This window comes from Alteribacillus persepolensis (genome assembly GCF_900099605.1).
Lineage (GTDB): Bacteria > Bacillota > Bacilli > Bacillales > Marinococcaceae > Alteribacillus > Alteribacillus persepolensis.
In genome coordinates, this window is the sequence record NZ_FNDK01000001.1 from 238,306 (window position 1) to 257,410 (window position 19,105).

A 19,105-nucleotide genomic window follows, 5' to 3' on the forward strand; every position below is an offset into this window, starting at 1 on the left:
ATCATTCAATGTGCGAAAAAGACACTTGTTTTGCGAGTTTCAGAGAAGGAAGTTTTTCTCCGTAAGCATAGCCGATAGTACCGCCATAACAACAGCAATATGAAAAAGAACCTTTTTAACAAAAAACGTCCATCATGACACAAAGGAGTATCTTCATGAAAAATATTGCACTCATTGGTTCGACTGGCTCGATTGGAACCCAAACATTGGACATTATTCGAACACATCGAGATGAATTCAATTTAGTTTCGATAGCAGCCGGCCGTAATATAGAGTTAGTGCTCAAACAAATTAGAGAGTTTTCGCCCAATGTCGTAGCAGTTGAAAGAAAGCAGGACGCAGAACATATTCAGCAGCAAGTAGACCCAGCTGTTAAAGTGTTACATGGGAAAGAAGGCTTGCTTGAAGCAGCTGTTGCAGACAACGCGGATTTTTTAATGAATGCTTTAGTGGGAAGTCTTGGCTTAGAGCCAACGCTGCAAGCGATGGAAGCAGGCATGGATATAGGTATTGCCAACAAAGAAACGTTGGTTACTGCCGGACACCTTGTCACTGAAAAAGCAAAAAAACATCAGGTGCAGCTTTTACCAGTAGATAGTGAGCATTCTGCAATCTTTCAAAGTTTAGAAGGCAATCGGCGTCAAGAAGTAGAACGGTTAATTGTGACCGCGTCAGGAGGAAGTTTTAGAGACCGAAGCCGCAGTGAATTAGAAGGGGTGTCCGTAGAAGATGCACTTAAACACCCGAACTGGCAAATGGGTGCAAAGATTACCATTGATTCTGCTACGATGATGAACAAAGGGTTTGAAGTTATTGAAGCTCATTGGCTGTTTGATATGTCTTATGATGACATTGATGTTGTTCTTCACAAAGAAAGCATTATTCATTCACTTGTAGAATATCGTGATAAAAGCGTACTTGCCCAGCTAGGTTCTCCAGATATGCGTGTGCCAATCCAATATGCCATGTCTTATCCAAATAGGCTTGAATTAAATGATACGGAAAGGTTAAACTTATGGGAAATAGGGAAACTGCACTTTGAAAAGCCTGACTTTGACCGGTATCGTTGTCTGCGCTATGCTTATGAAGCAGGACGAACGGGAGGGACGCTTCCAACAGTATTAAATGCAGCCAATGAAGAAGCAGTCCGGCACTTTTTAAACGGTCAAATCACCTTCTTATCAATTGAAACCCATATTGAAGAAGCGCTTGGACGGCATCAAACGATACAACATCCAGATTTGGATACGATTTTAGAAGTAGACAAGGAAACAAGGGAATTTGTCAGCTCTCGAATAGGATGAAGGTGGGAGAAATGTGGATACTTTAATTGCGATTATTATCATATTTGGTGTGCTCGTAGCGGTTCATGAATGGGGACATCTTTATTTTGCTAAAAAAGCTGGTATTCTGTGCCGTGAATTTGCAATTGGTTTTGGGCCTAAGATTTTTTCGACAAAGAAAAATGAAACGGTTTATACCGTTCGACTTTTACCTTTAGGCGGGTTTGTCCGCATGGCGGGGGAAGACCCGGAAGCTGTCCAAATAAAGCCAGGATATGAAGTCGGACTGGTATTTAACGAAGCGAACAAAGTCCGTGAAATCATTGTTAATAACAAATCGAAACATCCAGAAGCGAAAATTGTTTCTGTTGAGAGAATAGATCTCGAACGCAAGTTGCAAATCGAGGCGTATACCGATGAAGAGGATGGCTTGAAGTCATTTGATGTGGATGAAAAATGTGACGTCATTGTTGATGAAAAGCCTGAACAGATTGCTCCCATCCACCGGCAATATGGTTACAAAAAGCCATGGCAAAAAGCAATGGCCATTTTTGCCGGTCCGTTTATGAACTTTGTGCTTGCTTTTGTCATTTTAGTTGCATTCGGTTTGATTAATGGCGTTCCTCAAGACGACGCAGCACTAGGCGAATTTACGGAGGAGAGCCCGGCTAGGGATGCAGGGCTTGAAGAAGGAGATCGCGTTGTCTCTATCGAAGGAGAAGAGGTAGACAGCTGGACGGAAATGACGAGAGCAATTCAACAGCACCCTAACGAAGAAATTGCCTTTCAAGTTGAGCGAAACGGAGAGTTATTGACAGTTCCTGTTGAAACCGGTTCGCGGTATGATGAAATGGCGGAAGAAGAAATCGGTATTATTGGTGTTACGAGCGTCATGGCCCATTCTCCACTAGAAGCCGTGCAATATGGAGCGAGTCAAGTCTATCAGGTAAGTATGTTAATATTTGATGTGCTCGGCATGATTGTGACCGGTGATTTTTCTTTAGACTATTTGTCAGGTCCTGTAGGGATTTATAATTACACAGGGGAAGCGGCAGCTTTAGGTATTGCGGTATTAATTCAATGGGCAGCGATGCTCAGTGTCAACTTAGGTATTGTGAACTTATTGCCGCTGCCAGCGTTAGATGGTGGAAGGCTGTTGTTTATATTTGCAGAAGCCATACGGGGAAAACCAATCGACCCGCAAAAAGAAGGCATGATTCATTTTATCGGCTTTGCCTTGCTGTTTTTACTGATGCTTGTTGTAACGTGGAATGATATAAATAAATTTTTCATGTAAGAAATTGACGCAATAACATAAGAAAGAAGGTTCTATGTTTATGAGACAGCAATTATTTTTTAGTCCTACCATGAGAGAAATTCCGCAAGGGGCGGATATTCCCAGTCACCAGCTGATGTTAAGAGCAGGACTTGTCCGTCAGACAGCTTCTGGTATTTATTCGTACTTACCGCTTGGAAAAAAAGTGCTTCGCAACGTTGAAGAAATTATCCGTGAAGAAATGGACAACGCGGGAGCACAAGAGTTATTAATGCCTGCCATTCAGCCAACGGAGTTATGGGAAGAATCCGGACGGCTGAATAATTACGGTCCAGAGCTCATGCGTTTAAAAGATCGGCATGAACGTGACTTTGTATTAGGGCCAACACATGAAGAAGTCATTACGAGTCTTGTTCGTGATAATGTGAATTCGTATAAAAAACTACCAATGAATTTATACCAGATTCAAACGAAATACCGTGATGAACGCCGTCCTCGTTTTGGGGTGCTGCGCTCACGAGAATTTATGATGAAAGATGCCTATTCGTTTGATACGGATAAAGAAGGGTTAGACAAGAACTACCAGGCCATGTTTAACGCCTATACAAATATCTTTTCGCGCTGCTGTCTTGACTTTCGGGCAGTAAAAGCTGACGCAGGAGCCATTGGTGGCAAAGGTGGAACTCATGAATTTATGGTGCTGTCTGATGTAGGAGAAGATACGATTGCCTACTCGGGTGCTTCTGATTACGCAGCGAACGTTGAAATTGCTGATTTGCCTGATATGTATGAAAAAGCAGAAGCACCGAAAGAGACAATGGAAGATATCCATACCCCAAACATGCGGACGATTGAAGAGCTTACACAAGGTCTTCAAATCAACAGTGATCGTTTATTAAAGTCGCTTTTGTTTTTAGTTGATGACAAGCCGATTCTTGTTGTTTGCCGGGGCGACCATGAAATTAACGAAATCAAAGTAAGTAATGCGTTTGAAGCAGAAGACGTAAGACTTGCCGAGGACAAAGAAGTTTTTGATATCATGGGAGTAGAAACCGGCTTTATCGGACCGGTAAACGTTCCAGAAGAAGTGACAGTTGTTTGTGATTTTGCGGTTAAATCTGTTGTATCAGGTGTTTGTGGGGCAAATAAAAAGGACAAGCATTATCAAAATGTTCATCCAGAGCGCGATTTTTCTGTGACGTCATATGGCGACTTCCGCCTTGTCCAAGAAGGAGATCCGTCTCCAGATGGCAAAGGGACCATTCAGTTTGCAAAGGGCATTGAAGTTGGTCATGTGTTCAAGCTTGGCACGAAATACAGTGAAGCGTTAGGGGCTGTGTATTTGGATGAAAACGGCCGTTCTCAGCCAATGATAATGGGATGTTATGGTATTGGAGTCAGTCGAACAATAGCTGCTATTGTCGAACAGCACCACGACGATAATGGACTAATATGGCCAAAGTCCATCGCTCCTTTTGATGTGCACGTCCTTGTATTAAATACAAAACAAGAAGAACAAGTGAACCTCGGGGAAAGTTTATATGAATCGTTGAAAAAGGCAGGATATAACGTGTTGATTGATGATAGAAAAGAACGTGCTGGTGTAAAATTTAAAGACGCTGACTTATTAGGGCTGCCGATTCGAGTAACGTGTGGAAAGAGGGCAGCAGAAGGAATTGTCGAAGTGAAAACAAGACGTGACGGCAATATGGAGGAAGTTCATGTTGATGAACTGGATTCTTACTTGACAACATTGTATCAACAAATACAGTAACAACATGCGGGCTGTTTATCAGGCTTTCACCCTTGAAGCCTATTAAAACAGCCCTTTTGTTTCCATTGTTAGGAGTATTGTGTGACAAAATACATGTGTGTAAACGCTCAGCATGCCTGTACATGCTGAAAGAAACCATAGGGAAGCTATGTGCTTTTTGTGAAGGAGGATTATAATCCAGATGAGCACCGGGGAAGATCACATTAGACAAGAACGCTTTCAATTGCTCCTTCAACAGGTCATGATGCCAGAAGATGTGGTAAACAAATATTTTAGTGAAGGAAGAGTTGACAAGTTAACAATTTGGAAAGAAGAGAAGAAATGGCATTTTCAATTCACTTTACCTAATCCTCTTCCATATGAAGTGTATGTACAGCTTGAACAGCGAATGACCAAAGCTTTTCAACAAATAGCAGATGTACATTTTTCGATATCGTATAGTGAAAAAGCGCTGCCGCTCTCTGATTTACCGATGTACTGGCCCTCTGTTGTTAGTAAGCTAGAAGGGCTTGCACCATACGCCAGGCAACGGCTGCAAGGGAATACACCAACTGTCAACGGAAACATTGTGACAATCACTTGTAAAAATGAAGCAGAAGGCTCAGCGTTGAAGCGTCGGTTACAAGAGCCATTAAATGAAGTGTTAGCATCATTTGGGTTTTCATTTTGTCAAATCGATACGTTGGTTGAAACTTCAGCAGAAGAAGTGGCACAGTTTGAAGAGAAAAAGAAACAGGAAGACCATTCTAAAATAGTCGAAGCTATGATGGAGAAGAAAAAGCAGGAACAGCAAGCGAGTCAGGAAAATAAAAACAAACCTCTTCAAATCGGCTATCCGATTAAAGATGAACCAGTGCCGCTTGAGACTATTCAAGATGAGGAAAGAAGAATGACAGTGCAAGGTTATGTGTTCGAAGCAGAGACCAAAGAGCTTCGCAGCGGCAGGACACTTTTAACGTTTAAGATAACAGACTATACGGATTCAATTTTAGTAAAAATGTTTTCCCGGGATAAAGAAGATATTCCTAAGTTAGAAGCCCTAAAAAAAGGAATGTGGCTGAAAGTACGGGGCGGCGTACAAAATGACACGTTTGTCCGTGACTTAGTTATGATTGCTAACGATATTGTGGAGATACAACCGCAGCAGGTGCGTGCGGATGAGGCGGATGAAAAACGAGTGGAGCTGCATGCTCATACGGTCATGAGTCAAATGGATGCAACGGCAACTGCATCGCAGTATGTAGAAAAGGCAGCAGAGTGGGGGCACGACGCAGTGGCCATCACAGATCATGGTGTGGTCCAGGCGTTCCCGGAAGCTTACAATGCCGCACAAAAACATGGCATTAAAATATTATACGGCATGGAAGCAAATCTTGTGGATGATGGTGTGCCGATTGCTTACAATGAAGCAGACCGGGATTTGTATAGTGACACGTATGTCGTCTTTGATGTTGAGACAACCGGTTTATCGGTAGTGTACGATACAATTATTGAACTGGCAGCGGTAAAAATAAAAGACGGCGAAATTATCGACCGCTTTGAATCATTTGCAAACCCACACCAAAAGCTGTCAGATACAATCATCGATTTAACAGGTATTACTGATGATATGGTAAAAGATGCTCCAGAAGTGGACGATGTGCTGCGAAAATTCCATGCCTTCACCCAAGGTACGGTGCTCGTTGCCCATAATGCTAGTTTTGACATCGGCTTTTTAAATGAAGGCTATAAAAAAGCAGGACTGGAAAAAACGGAAAACCCCGTGATTGATACGTTAGAGCTCGGCCGCTTTTTATATCCACAGTTGAAAAATCACCGCCTCAATACGCTTTGTAAAAAGTTTGATATTGAATTAGTAAGTCATCACCGTGCGATTTACGACGCCGAAGCCACGGGCTATTTGCTTTGGAAAATGGTAAAAGATGCGACAGAAGAAGGCATTAAACAGCATTATGAGTTAAATAAAAATATGGGAAAAGGAGATTTTCACCGTCTTCGCCCGTCTCATTGCACAATTATTGCAGAAAACCAAGAGGGCTTAAAAAATTTATATAAACTCGTGTCCATGTCGCATATTGATTATTTCTATCGTACCCCGCGCATCCCTCGGTCGAAGCTTCAGCAGCATCGAACAGGCTTAATTGTCGGTTCTGGGTGTGACAAAGGGGAAGTGTTTGAAACAATGATGCAAAAATCGGCGGAGGAAGCAAAAAAAGCAGCTGAGTTTTATGATTACTTGGAAATTCAGCCGCCGGAAAACTATCAGCATTTGCTTGAAAAAGAGCTGCTTCCAAACGAAGAAGCCATTTATGACGTGCTGAAAAAAATTGTTTCTCTCGGGAAAGAACTAGAAAAGCCAGTTGTTGCGACAGGAAATGCACATTACATGGAGCCGGAAGATTATATTTATCGCAAAATATTAATCGCATCACAAGGCGGGGCAAATCCGCTTAATAAACAGACGCTTCCACCTGTACATTTCAAAACAACATCTGAAATGCTTCAGGCATTTTCGTTTCTAGATGCTGATACGGCAAAGAAGGTCGTGGTTGACCATTCTCAAGATATTGCTGCGCGTGTAGAGGAAATACATCCGATACCAGATGAATTGTATACGCCTAATATCGAAGGCTCCGATCAAGAAATTCGTGATATGAGCTATGGTAAAGCCAAAAGTATTTATGGCGACCCACTTCCAGAAATCGTGGAAAAACGGCTCGAAAAAGAATTAGAAAGTATTATAGGCCATGGTTTTGCGGTTATTTACTTAATTTCACAAAAGCTGGTAAAGAAATCGTTGGATGATGGCTACCTAGTAGGTTCACGCGGGTCCGTGGGGTCATCATTTGTTGCGACGATGACAGAAATTACAGAGGTTAACCCGCTGCCGCCTCATTATGTATGTCCGTCTTGCAAGCATTCGTACTTCTTTAATGATGGCTCTGTTGGGTCGGGCTTTGACTTACCAGATAAAGAATGTGAAAAATGTGGAGCAATGTATATTAAAGATGGACAAGATATACCATTTGAAACGTTTTTAGGATTTAAAGGTGACAAAGTGCCAGATATTGATTTGAATTTTTCTGGTGAATATCAGCCGGTAGCTCACAACTACACAAAGGAACTATTTGGAGAAGACAGCGTTTATCGTGCGGGTACGATTGGAACCGTTGCGGATAAAACTGCTTATGGGTTTGTAAAGGGGTATCAAAGCGATTTAGACATTCATTACCGCGGTGCTGAAATTGACCGGCTCGTGTCGGGATGTACTGGTGTGAAACGCACGACTGGCCAGCACCCGGGCGGCATTATCGTTGTTCCGGATGAGTATGATATCCATGACTTTTGTCCCATTCAATATCCAGCAGATGACAAGGATGCGGAATGGAGAACAACACATTTTGACTTCCACTCTATCCACGATAACTTGTTAAAGCTGGATATTTTAGGCCATGATGACCCTACTGTAATTCGTATGCTTCAAGACTTGAGCGGGATTGATCCCATGACAATCCCAACGGATGATAAAGAAGTAATGAAAATTTTCAGCGGACCGGAAGTGCTTGGTGTTACACCAGATCAGATTATGTGTAAAACAGGAACATACGGCATACCAGAGTTTGGAACGCGTTTTGTACGGCAAATGCTTGAAGAAACAAACCCCAGCACCTTTTCAGAACTCGTTCAAATTTCAGGTCTTTCTCATGGTGCTGATGTATGGCTTGGCAATGCGCAAGAGCTTATTCAAAGCGGGACATGTGAACTTAAAGATGTGATTGGCTGCCGTGACGATATTATGGTTTATTTAATTTACAAAGGAGTGGAGCACTCTCTAGCATTCAAAATTATGGAGTTTGTTCGAAAGGGCAGAGGGCTCGAAGAAGAATGGGTAGAGGAAATGAAAAAACACGGTGTGCCGGATTGGTATATCGAGTCGTGTCTTAAAATTAAGTACATGTTCCCTAAAGCCCATGCGGCAGCTTATGTATTAATGGCTGTTCGAATTGCGTATTTCAAAGTGCATTACCCTATTTTATTTTACGCAGCGTATTTTACGGTACGTGCCGATGATTTTGATTTGAATACAATGGTTAAAGGTGCATCTTCAATACGCGGGAAAATTGAGGAAATCTATGCAAAAGGCATGGAGGCCTCTCCGAAAGAAAAAAGTTTAGTGACTGTTTTAGAGCTGGCGCTTGAAATGTGTGAACGGGGCTTTTCTTTCCAAAAGGTAGATTTATATCGTTCACAAGCAACTGAGTTTGTCGTAGATGGTGATAGTTTAATACCGCCTTTTAATGCGTTGGATGGTGTAGGCACAAATGCTGCAATTAACATTGCAAAGGCACGAGAAGATGGAGAATTTTTATCTAAAGAGGATTTGCAGCAGCGCAGTAAAGTAACGAAAACAGTCATGGAACATTTAGATTTGCATGGCTGTTTAGAAGGACTGCCGGATTCAAATCAATTATCGCTTTTTTAAAGTCTCCTTGTCTGTATGGAGGTTTGTTGCATTTGATGGCAGAGTATGGTATTCTTTTCAATGGATACTTCGAATAAGTACGGGGGAAGAGTGGGTTATTGCCCACTCTTTCGTTTGCTATTAGATATGCTTTTGATGCAGAAAGTACATGTAATACGTTGATTAGTAAATACTAAAAAATATCTGTTTACTGTATACACAAACTTGTCAATAGAGTGTGTGTATGGTCAGCAGATAATGCCCTTCTTGCACTAGACAACTGATGCATTCATCAAAAGAGCAAAGATTTTTCTTTAGAAGGAGGCAGCACATGAGCGGAAAGATTAAAGATACAGCGGCGAAATTAGCTGAACCAATACTAGAAGAGATGAATTTGGAATTGGTCGATGTAGAGTATAAAAAAGAAGGAAAAAACTGGTTTCTGCGCTTGTTTATAGACGGTGAAGATGGTGTTGACATCGAAGAGTGCGGGAAAGTAAGCGAACAGTTAAGCGAGAAACTTGATGAAGAAGACCCCATTCAAGGAATGTATTACCTTGAGGTGTCCTCACCTGGGGCAGAACGGCCTTTAAAGAACGCTTCTGATATACAAAGATCTATTGGAAAACATGTCTATGTTACGACGTATGAAGCAATAGATGGTGATAAAGCCTTTGAAGGGTGCCTGCAAGACTTTGACGGTGATACGTTAACGATAGAAGGAAAAGTAAAACAAAAAAATGTAGTTTACAAGGTACCTTATGATAAGGTAGCTAAAGCAAGGTTAGCTGTTCAATTTTAAGAGGATGCCGGCGGACACATGATCAGCCGGATCATAAAGGGGGAACCAAAGTCCATGAACAGTGATTTTATGGATGCATTAACGACATTGGAAACGGATAAAGGTATTGAAAAAGAAGTCATTATTGAAGCTATTGAAGCTGCATTAATTTCTGCTTACAAACGAAATTTTAATCAAGCCCAAAATGTACGAGTGGATATTAATCGGGAGAATGGAAGTATCCGTGTTTTTGCTCGCAAAGAAGTAGTGGAAGAAGTTTTTGATCCCAGACTTGAAATTGCATTGGAAGCGGCGAAAGAGATAGATCTGAACTATGAGTTAGATGACGTTGTCGAGTTAGAAGTCACCCCAAAGAACTTTGGGCGCATAGCTGCTCAAACAGCGAAGCAGGTAGTAACACAACGAGTGAGAGAAGCGGAACGAAGCATTATTTATTCCGAATTCATTGATCGGGAAGAAGACATCATGACAGGTATTGTGCAGCGTCAGGATAATCGATTTATTTATGTGGATCTCGGTAAAGTGGAGGCATTACTTCCGCAGGGCGAGCAGATGCCAAATGAAACGTATAAACACAATGATCGGATTAAGGCGTATATTACGAAAGTAGAAAAAACGACAAAAGGACCGCAAATACTTATATCCCGCAGTCACCCAGGGCTGTTGAAGCGTCTGTTTGAACTTGAAGTGCCCGAAATCTATGATGGTACTGTAGAAATTTTGTCCGTTGCTAGAGAAGCAGGAGACCGCTCAAAAATTTCTGTCTATGCAGAAGATCCGGAAGTAGACCCTGTTGGTGCTTGTGTCGGGCCGAAGGGGCAGCGTGTGCAAGCTATTGTAGATGAATTGAAAGGGGAAAAGATTGATATTGTTCACTGGTCCGAAGATACATTTGAATATGTGAGCAATGCTCTGAGTCCGTCCAAAGTACTCGATGTGCAAGTGGATGAAGGAGACAAGAGTACACTTGTTATTGTGCCGGACCATCAGCTTTCGCTGGCAATCGGAAAGCGCGGGCAGAATGCGAGGCTGGCAGCCAAATTAACGGGTTGGAAAATTGATATAAAAAGCGAATCAGAAGCGGTTAAACTAGGATTATACGACCCGAATGCGCCGGCGGCTGCTCCGCTGGAATCAAATGAAACACAAACAGGTGTGGAGCAGTTCACAGGTGAAGATGAGCAGGCACACGATGAGCTTCGTCAGGATGATGAGTACTTCGATGATAATCATGAGTTTGTAGAAGAAGAGTAACAGACGGGGAAAGGAGCGGTGAATGGTGAAACGTAAAAAGCCTATACGAAAGTGCATTGTTACCGGTGAAGCAAAAGAAAAAAAAGAGCTCATTCGCATTGTAAGAGATCCTGATGGCCACGTATTTGTTGATCATACAGGCAAAAAGAATGGTCGTGGTGCGTATTTAACCAACGACGAACAATGCTTTATCAAGGCCAAGAAAACAGACGCGCTTTCCCGTCATCTAAATGTCAAAGTGTCGCCAGAAGATTATAATCGTCTACTTGATGAACGAGAGAGAGGAAGAACATAATGACAGCATCTTTTCTTTCTTTCCTTGGACTGGCTGCAAGAGCTGGGAGAGTCAAGACGGGAGACGATACCGTTTTAAAAGAAATGAGAAAAGGCTCACTTCATCTTGTCATTATAGCCAGCGATGCTTCACCAAATACGCAAAAAAAATTTAGAGATAAGTCCAGCTATTATCACGTGCCAATGTTGATTGCAAAAGATCGGGATTCTCTCGGTCAAGCTATTGGAAAACATAGCCGTGTAATTGTAGGTGTCACAGATAAAGGGTTTGCTAACAAGCTGATCTCAATGCTGGATGATTAGAAGGTGGAGGTTATGCTTATGAAAAAAATGAGAGTATATGAATATGCGAAATCGGTAAATAAATCAAGCAAAGAAGTTGTGCAACAGTTGAAGAATATGAATGTAAATGTGACGAACCATATGTCTGTGATAGATGAGCATACGATTGCAAAATTAGAAGGAAAAAAACAAGGCAGCCAAGACAACGCTCAGACAGATAGTAAGTCATCCAATAACAATAGTGGACGAGGAGATAAAAAGAAAAACAATATGAATAAAACTAAAAATAACCCGAACCAAAACAAAAACAACAAAAAAGCGAAAAAGCAAAAAAGAAAAAGGGATAATCATCAACAATTTAAGCAAGGAAAACAGCTTGCTCAAACACCAGAAAAGATCACGTACAGCGGTTCATTGACCGTTGGCGAATTAGCAGAGAAATTAAACAAAGATTCCTCTGAACTGATTAAAAAGCTGATGTTCTTAGGTGTAATGGCGACGAAAAATGAAGATTTGGAAAAAGAAACGGTTGAGTTAATTGCAGAAGACTACGGGGTGGAAGTTGAGGAAATCGTAGAAGTAGATGAGCTTGATATCGAACATCAAGTAGAAGAAGACGATCCAGAATCTTTGGAAGAACGTCCGCCAGTGGTGACCATCATGGGTCACGTTGACCACGGGAAAACAACACTTTTAGATTCTATTCGCCATACAAAAGTGACTGCTGGGGAAGCAGGCGGCATTACACAGCATATTGGTGCATATCAAGTCAGAGAAAGCGGGAAGAAAATAACGTTCCTTGATACACCAGGTCACGCTGCTTTCACAACAATGCGGGCGCGCGGCGCACAAGTGACGGACATTACTATTCTAGTCGTTGCAGCAGACGACGGAGTCATGCCGCAAACAAAAGAAGCGATTAACCATGCGAAAGCAGCAGAAGTGCCAATTATTGTTGCGGTAAACAAGATGGATAAAGAAGGAGCGAACCCTGATCGAGTGATGCAAGAGCTGACAGAATTTGAACTTGTTCCCGAAGCATGGGGCGGTGACACAATTTTTGTTAACGTGTCAGCTTTAAAAGGTAATGGTATCGATGAACTGTTAGAAATGATTCTACTTGTTGCAGAAGTGGAAGAATTAAAAGCGAATCCAGATAAACGAGCGCGTGGAACGGTTGTTGAAGCAGAACTTGACCGTGGAAGAGGTCCAGTTGCTACGCTGTTAGTACAAGAAGGGACAATGAATGTTGGTGATCCAATTGTTGTTGGTAATACGTATGGTAAAATACGAGCCATGGTCAATGATTTAGGAAAGCGTGTCAAAACCGCCGGGCCTTCAACGCCAGTTGAAATTACCGGATTGAACGGAGTGCCAAACGCGGGGGATCAGTTCGTTATCTTTGGTGATGAAAAGAAAGCCCGCCAATTCGGTGAAGCCAGAGCCACTCGTGCTAGGGAAGAAGAAAGAAATCTTACTTCTAAAGTAAGCATTGATGATTTGTTTGAACAAATCCAAGAAGGAGACGTCAAAGAAATTAACGTCATTGTTAAAGCAGATGTACAAGGGTCTGTGGAAGCAGTGAAAGGTTCCTTGGAAAAAATTGATGTAGAAGGCGTTAAGATTAATATTATTCACGCAGGTGCCGGGGCTATTGCTGAATCAGATGTGATTTTGGCGTCTGCATCTAATGCATTAATTATTGGTTTTAACGTTCGTCCGGATGCCAATGCCAAACGAACAGCAGAAGCAGAAAAAGTAGACATTCGTCTGCATAGAGTCATTTACGACGCGATTGAAGAAATTGAATCAGCGATGAAAGGGATGCTCGACCCAGAATATCAGGAAAAAGTGATTGGGCAAGTAGAAGTTCGTCAACTCTTTAAAGTATCGCGCATTGGTACAATTGCAGGAAGTTATGTCTTAGAAGGCAAAATTACAAGAGATTCCACAGTACGTCTCATACGTGACGGCGTAGTTGTTTATGAAGGCGAAATCAATGCGTTGAAACGCTTTAAAGATGATGTGAAAGAAGTACAAGCAGGTTATGAGTGCGGGATTACACTCAAAAACTATAATGATGTCAAAGAAGGCGACATTATTGAAGCTTATATCATGGAGGAAATCAGGCCTGCATGATTGGAGCAGCACATTGCGAATGTTATATTTATCAAGCCCAGTCGTTAAAGGAAAAGCGAGCCGTGTTAAAAAGTATAACTGCTAGGTTAAAGCAAAAGCTAAATGTGTCGGTTGCCGAAATGGATTATCAAAATCTCTGGCAGCGTACCGCAATATCGATTGTTGCAGTTAATCATGAAAGAACCATGGTGGAAAAAGAGCTGCATACCGCTCTTGATATGATTGACAGCATGCCAGAGATAGAACGTACAGTAACGGAGTTTGAATGGCTTTAACGAAAGGAGTCAATAAATATGAGCAATGTCAGAGCAGATCGCGTCGGTGAACAAATAAAAAAAGAACTTGCTGATATTTTAGCTCGTGAAGTCAAAGATCCACGTGTACAGTTTGTGACAGTCACTGGTGTGGATGTAACAGGTGACTTGCAGCAAGCTAAAGTATTTGTCACAGTGCTTGGGGAAGAGAAAGATAAAGAAGAAACATTAACAGCACTGCAAAAAGCCAGAGGGTTCATCCGGAGCGAAATTGGCAATCGTGTACATTTACGTAAAACTCCCGAACTTTCGTTTCATTTTGATGAATCGATTGATTATGGAAACAGGATTGAGCGGCTGTTAAAAGAAATTCATGACGAAGATTCAAATGAAAATCGCTAAAGCTTATTTAAGCTGTCTCTTTATAAACGAAGGACAGGCATGCATACCGTGTGTTCCTTCGTTTACAGGCAGCTTCTTTTTTTTAAAAGCTAAAGGCAGTCAGAGGCAGGTGAGTGACATATGCCAAATGGAATCATACCGCTGTATAAACCAAAAGGGATGACATCGCATGACTGTGTTATACAGATGAGGAGATTATTTGAAACAAAAAAAGTTGGTCATACAGGTACACTTGATCCTGATGTGGAAGGTGTGCTTCCCATTTGTATCGGCAGAGCAACAAAAGTCGCTGAGTACATAACCAATCTGCCAAAACAATATGAAGCAGAAATAACATTAGGATACAGTACGACAACAGAAGACGCCAGTGGTGAGATTGTTGATAAACAAACAGTGGCACCCGGTCTATCAGTACAGACCATTCAGCAGTCCTTGACATCTTTTTTTGGCACAGTAGAACAGACGCCGCCGATGTATTCAGCGGTAAAAGTAAATGGGAAAAAACTATATGAGTATGCTAGAGAAGGAATCACTGTTAAAAGGCCAACAAGAACAATACAAATTTTTGATATAACGTTGTTAGAAAGCAGCATTCGAAAACAGGAAGAGACGCTCTCCTTCCGGATTGATATTACTTGCAGCAAGGGAACATATGTGAGAACACTTGCTGTTGATATTGGAAGAGAGCTTGGATATCCAGCTCATATGTCAGATTTAGAGCGCACGAAGTCTGGTCCATTTACGACGGATATGTGTTATACATTAGAAGAATTAAGAAGAAAAAAACAGCAAGGGCAACTAGATGCAACCATTTTGAATATTATTAATGCTCTTGCACACATGGAACAAATAGAAGTAGACCAGCACATGGCTCGTAAAATCATGCATGGAGCGGTGCTTCCTAAGCGTGAGCATGTTAAAAGTTCTACATATCTGTTGCTTTATAACGGGAAAGCGCTGGCTATGTATGCTGATCATCCGAAAAAGCCCGGATACATGAAACCGAAGACGATGCTTGTGACAAATGGTGAAGATGACATCAAGGTATGATGTGTTTGGTAAAACCGAAAAACGGCAGGTGAAAGACCGTGGAAACAATATATTTGTATCATGAACAACAAGCTCAAAACACAACGTATCCAGAAATGGTGCTTGCTCTGGGATATTTCGATGGAGTCCATCGCGGCCATCAAAAGGTGATACAGACTGCCCGCGACATTGCAGAAAAACAAGGAAAGGCGCTTGGCGTCATGACTTTTCATCCCCATCCTAAGGCTGTACTCTCGCCCGCTATTTCTGAAAACGATATGCGTTATATCACGCCGCTGCCTGAAAAAGAAGAGCAATTAAAGCAAGAAAAAGCAGACTATTTATTTATTGTGCATTTTGATAAAACATTTGCTTCTCTCTACCCGCAAGAGTTTGTTGATCAATACATCATTGGTCTTCATGCTGTTCACGTTGTGGCAGGATTTGATTTTTCCTATGGGAAACTTGGCAGAGGCACAATGGAAACGCTGCCGTTTCATTCACGGAATACATTTGAACAAACGACTGTTGGAAAAGTAACTGATCACGATCAAAAAATTAGTTCGACACGTGTGAAGCACCATATTCAAATGGGGGAAATTCAAACAGTCAATCGATTGCTGGGGCGTTTATACCGTGTAAAAGGAATGATTGTTAAAGGCGAGCAGCGTGGAAGAACGATTGGTTTTCCAACAGCAAACGTCAAGATGACAGATTCATACCTTCTTCCTGCTGTCGGTGTCTATGCTGTACAAATACATATCGCTGGCACGTGGTATAACGGAGTGTGCAATGTTGGATATAAGCCAACGTTTCACGATGATAAAACAGCAGAACCTGTTATTGAAGTCCACATTTTTGACTTTGCTGGTAATGTATACGGAGAAAAAGTGACGGTGGTATGGCATGATTATATTCGCGGGGAAAAGAAGTTTGCTTCTGCTGATGAATTAGTAAAGCAGATTGAACTCGATAAACAGACAGCTGCAAGGATTCTTTCGTCTGCAGAAAGCAAATAATTGCAAGGAATTCATCATCTTCTCTTGCATTTTCACGTTAAAAAAGGTATTCTAATCAATGTACAAAAAACAGCCATTTGCTTGGCCAGCACGAGCAACTCCGACGGTTGGCTAGGGAATTGGTGATAAAGAAAATAAAGGAGGTGTTAGGATGGCTTTAACACAAGAACGTAAAAAGGAACTAGTAGAAGAATTTAAGACACATGATAAAGATACTGGTTCTCCAGAAGTTCAAGTAGCTATCCTTACAGAGCAAATTAACAGTCTAAATGAACATTTACGTGATCACAAAAAAGATCATCACTCCCGTCGTGGGCTGTTAAAAATGGTCGGTAAGCGTCGTAATTTGTTAACATTTTTGCGTAACAAGGATGTTACACGTTATCGTAATCTTATTAAGAAGCTCGGTTTGCGCCGATAAAAAAAGCGGGAGAAATCCCGCTTTTTGTTGTACAACAAACATGTTTGTATCATAACTTGGTTGCAGCCGGCCAAGTTTTTTCTCATTATGTATAAATGGATACATACGGTGATACAACCATAAAGGAGACAATATCTTTATATAGAAAAAGCAAAAAGTTTATCTTTTCTCACATTATATTTGTAAAATAGAGGATGTACGGCTAAACTAAGAAGTATAAACGTTTAATTGTGCAATTATGTTTGAAACAGGAGGAAGATCCTTTGGAAATGGAACAAGAATTAAAAACATTTACGTTTGACTGGGCAGGCCGAGAGTTGAAGGTGGAGACCGGTCAACTGGCCAAGCAGGCAAACGGATCAGTATTAGTCAGATATGGAGATACAGCAGTACTATCGACTGCAACCGCTTCAAAAGAAGCGAAAGATCTTCCGTTTTTTCCGCTGACAGTGAATTATGAGGAACGTCTCTATGCAGCAGGGAAAATTCCGGGAGGTTTTATTAAACGAGAAGGCCGTCCAAGTGAAACGGCGGTTTTGACAAGCCGCTTAATTGATCGTCCGATTCGTCCACTGTTTCCGGACGGATTTAGAAATGAAGTACAAGTTGTCAGCATGGTGATGAGTGTCGACCAAGATTGCTCATCAGAAATGGCTGCTATGCTTGGTTCTTCTCTATCGCTTTGCCTTTCCGATATTCCGTTTTCAGGCCCTGTAGCAGGTGTGAATGTCGGAAGAATCGATGGGGAGTTTATTATCAACCCAACATCCGAACAGATGGAAAAAAGTGATATTGAGCTGACAGTAGCAGGTACAAAAGATGCCATTAATATGGTTGAGGCTGGAGCGAGTGAAGTACCGGAAGAAATCATGCTTGAAGCAGTGATGTTTGGCCATGATGAAATTAAGCGCCTCGTCGAATTTCAAGAAAAAGTCATGCAAGAAGCCGGCGTAAAAGAAAAAATGGATGTAGAATTACAAACGCTTAATCAAGATTTAACGAAAAAAGTCCGTGAAGTGGCGGAGTCTCAATTAAAAGAAGCTGTACAAGTGAAAGAAAAGAAAGCAAGAGAAGAAGCTATTGAAAACGTGAAAGCAGAAGTAGCTGATACGTTTGAAGAAGAAGAGCAGGAAGAAGTTAAAGAGATTTTGCAAATGCTTGTTAAAGAAGAGTTCCGCCGGCTTATTACGAAAGAGAAGGTACGTCCGGATGGAAGAGGCCCAGATGAGATCAGAAACTTGTCATCTGAAGTAAAGATGCTGCCTCGAACGCATGGTTCTGGTTTATTTACACGGGGACAAACCCAGGCGTTGAGCGTTTGTACACTAGGTGCACTTGGAGATGTACAAATTTTAGATGGGCTGGGCATGGAAGAGTCCAAACGATTTATGCACCACTATAACTTTCCTTCGTTTAGTGTAGGAGAAACCGGTCCAATGCGAGGACCAGGAAGGCGTGAAATTGGGCATGGTGCTCTTGGTGAACGTGCGTTAGAGCCGGTCATTCCGCCTGAAAAAGAATTCCCATACACTATTCGCCTCGTTTCAGAAGTGTTAGAGTCAAACGGATCCACTTCACAAGCAAGTATTTGTGCCAGCATATTGGCCATGATGGATGCCGGGGTACCGATTAAAGCACCTGTTGCAGGGATTGCAATGGGGTTAGTGAAAGAAGATGAAGATGTTACTGTATTGACGGATATTCAAGGCATGGAAGATGCGTTAGGTGATATGGACTTTAAAGTGGCGGGAACAGAACAAGGTGTAACTGCTTTGCAAATGGATATAAAAATATCCGGTATTGACCGGGATATTTTGGAATACGCGCTTGAAAAAGCAAAATCTGCGCGGATGAAAGTACTTGAGAATATGTTAACAGCCATTAGCGAGTCAAGAAGTGAACTCTCTGTTTATGCACCAAAAATCCTGACGATGACAATTGATCCTGATAAAATCCGTGATGTGATTGGTCCAAGCGGAAAAACGATTAATCAAATCATTGAAGATACAGGAGTTAAAATTGATATTGAACAAGACGGTACCATTTATATATCTTCTACGGATGCAAAAGCAAATAATGAAGCTAAACAAACTATCGAAGATCTCGTTCGTGAAGTGAAAGTAGGCGAAACATATCTCGGTAAAGTCAAACGTATTGAAAAATTTGGCGCATTTGTTGAGCTGTTTAAAGGAAAGGACGGACTTGTTCATATTTCTCAGCTGGCAAATGAGCGTGTGAATAAAGTTGAAGATGTTGTAAAAATCGGTGATGAAATTATGGTGAAAGTAACGGAAATTGATAACCAAGGAAGAGTAAATCTTTCACGTAAAGCGTTATTAAAAGAACAGAACCAAGAATAATGCACAGAAAAGACGCTTGGCTTTGGCCAAGTGCTTTTTACTGTTTGCGATAAG

At 41.6% G+C, this 19,105-nt stretch carries 15 protein-coding genes; all 15 read left to right on the forward strand.

Annotation, left to right across the window (positions count from 1 at the left end; genetic code table 11):
• Positions 1-155 precede the first annotated feature (155 nt).
• The 15 genes from BLT18_RS01195 (at position 156) to BLT18_RS01265 (ending at position 19,051) form a co-directional block, all read left to right on the forward strand.
• Positions 156-1,304 carry a 1-deoxy-D-xylulose-5-phosphate reductoisomerase gene (locus BLT18_RS01195; RefSeq protein ID WP_091270431.1) on the forward strand — a complete coding sequence of 383 codons (1,149 nt, stop codon included), beginning with the start codon at positions 156-158 and terminating at the stop codon, positions 1,302-1,304.
• Positions 1,305-1,317: 13 nt separating this feature from the next.
• Complete coding sequence (gene rseP, locus BLT18_RS01200) at positions 1,318-2,580, forward strand: RIP metalloprotease RseP (RefSeq protein WP_091270432.1); 1,263 nt, start codon at positions 1,318-1,320, stop codon at positions 2,578-2,580.
• A 40-nt stretch (positions 2,581-2,620) separates the two neighbouring features.
• Positions 2,621-4,333 (forward strand): proline--tRNA ligase, encoded by a 1,713-nt coding sequence (locus BLT18_RS01205; protein WP_091270434.1) that lies wholly within the window; start codon positions 2,621-2,623, stop codon positions 4,331-4,333.
• 181 nt (positions 4,334-4,514) lie between these two features.
• On the forward strand, positions 4,515-8,816 hold the full coding sequence (locus BLT18_RS01210; RefSeq protein WP_091270435.1) for a PolC-type DNA polymerase III: 4,302 nt from the start codon (positions 4,515-4,517) through the stop codon (positions 8,814-8,816).
• A gap of 310 nt (positions 8,817-9,126) precedes the next feature.
• On the forward strand, positions 9,127-9,597 hold the full coding sequence (rimP, locus tag BLT18_RS01215; protein ID WP_091270437.1) for a ribosome maturation factor RimP: 471 nt from the start codon (positions 9,127-9,129) through the stop codon (positions 9,595-9,597).
• A gap of 54 nt (positions 9,598-9,651) precedes the next feature.
• Entirely contained in the window at positions 9,652-10,851 is a 1,200-nt protein-coding gene (gene nusA, locus BLT18_RS01220; protein WP_091270438.1) for a transcription termination factor NusA, read from the forward strand.
• A gap of 22 nt (positions 10,852-10,873) precedes the next feature.
• The gene (gene rnpM, locus BLT18_RS01225) at positions 10,874-11,146 is read left to right on the forward strand and encodes an RNase P modulator RnpM (RefSeq protein ID WP_091270440.1); all 273 of its coding nucleotides are present in this window, start codon (positions 10,874-10,876) and stop codon (positions 11,144-11,146) included.
• Positions 11,146-11,448: a YlxQ family RNA-binding protein gene (locus BLT18_RS01230; protein ID WP_091270443.1), complete on the forward strand. Its 303-nt coding sequence runs from the start codon at positions 11,146-11,148 to the stop codon at positions 11,446-11,448. The genes rnpM and BLT18_RS01230 overlap by 1 nt, the downstream gene beginning before the upstream one ends.
• An 18-nt stretch (positions 11,449-11,466) precedes the next feature.
• On the forward strand, positions 11,467-13,566 hold the full coding sequence (gene infB / locus BLT18_RS01235) for a translation initiation factor IF-2 (protein WP_091270445.1): 2,100 nt from the start codon (positions 11,467-11,469) through the stop codon (positions 13,564-13,566).
• The gene (locus BLT18_RS01240; RefSeq protein ID WP_091270447.1) at positions 13,563-13,841 is read left to right on the forward strand and encodes a DUF503 domain-containing protein; all 279 of its coding nucleotides are present in this window, start codon (positions 13,563-13,565) and stop codon (positions 13,839-13,841) included. The genes infB and BLT18_RS01240 overlap by 4 nt, the downstream gene beginning before the upstream one ends.
• An 18-nt stretch (positions 13,842-13,859) precedes the next feature.
• The gene (gene rbfA, locus BLT18_RS01245; protein ID WP_091270449.1) at positions 13,860-14,222 is read left to right on the forward strand and encodes a 30S ribosome-binding factor RbfA; all 363 of its coding nucleotides are present in this window, start codon (positions 13,860-13,862) and stop codon (positions 14,220-14,222) included.
• Positions 14,223-14,342: 120 nt separating this feature from the next.
• Positions 14,343-15,272, forward strand: coding sequence for a tRNA pseudouridine(55) synthase TruB (truB, locus tag BLT18_RS01250; protein ID WP_091270451.1), 930 nt, complete (start codon positions 14,343-14,345; stop codon positions 15,270-15,272).
• 38 nt (positions 15,273-15,310) lie between these two features.
• A complete protein-coding gene (ribF, locus tag BLT18_RS01255; RefSeq protein WP_091270452.1) occupies positions 15,311-16,270 on the forward strand; it encodes a riboflavin biosynthesis protein RibF in 960 nt (319 codons plus the stop codon).
• Positions 16,271-16,421: 151 nt separating this feature from the next.
• Positions 16,422-16,691 (forward strand): 30S ribosomal protein S15, encoded by a 270-nt coding sequence (gene rpsO / locus BLT18_RS01260; protein WP_091270454.1) that lies wholly within the window; start codon positions 16,422-16,424, stop codon positions 16,689-16,691.
• 269 nt (positions 16,692-16,960) lie between these two features.
• Positions 16,961-19,051, forward strand: a complete 2,091-nt coding sequence (locus BLT18_RS01265) for a polyribonucleotide nucleotidyltransferase (protein WP_091271125.1) — start codon at positions 16,961-16,963, stop codon at positions 19,049-19,051.
• The last annotated feature ends 54 nt before the right edge of the window (positions 19,052-19,105 follow it).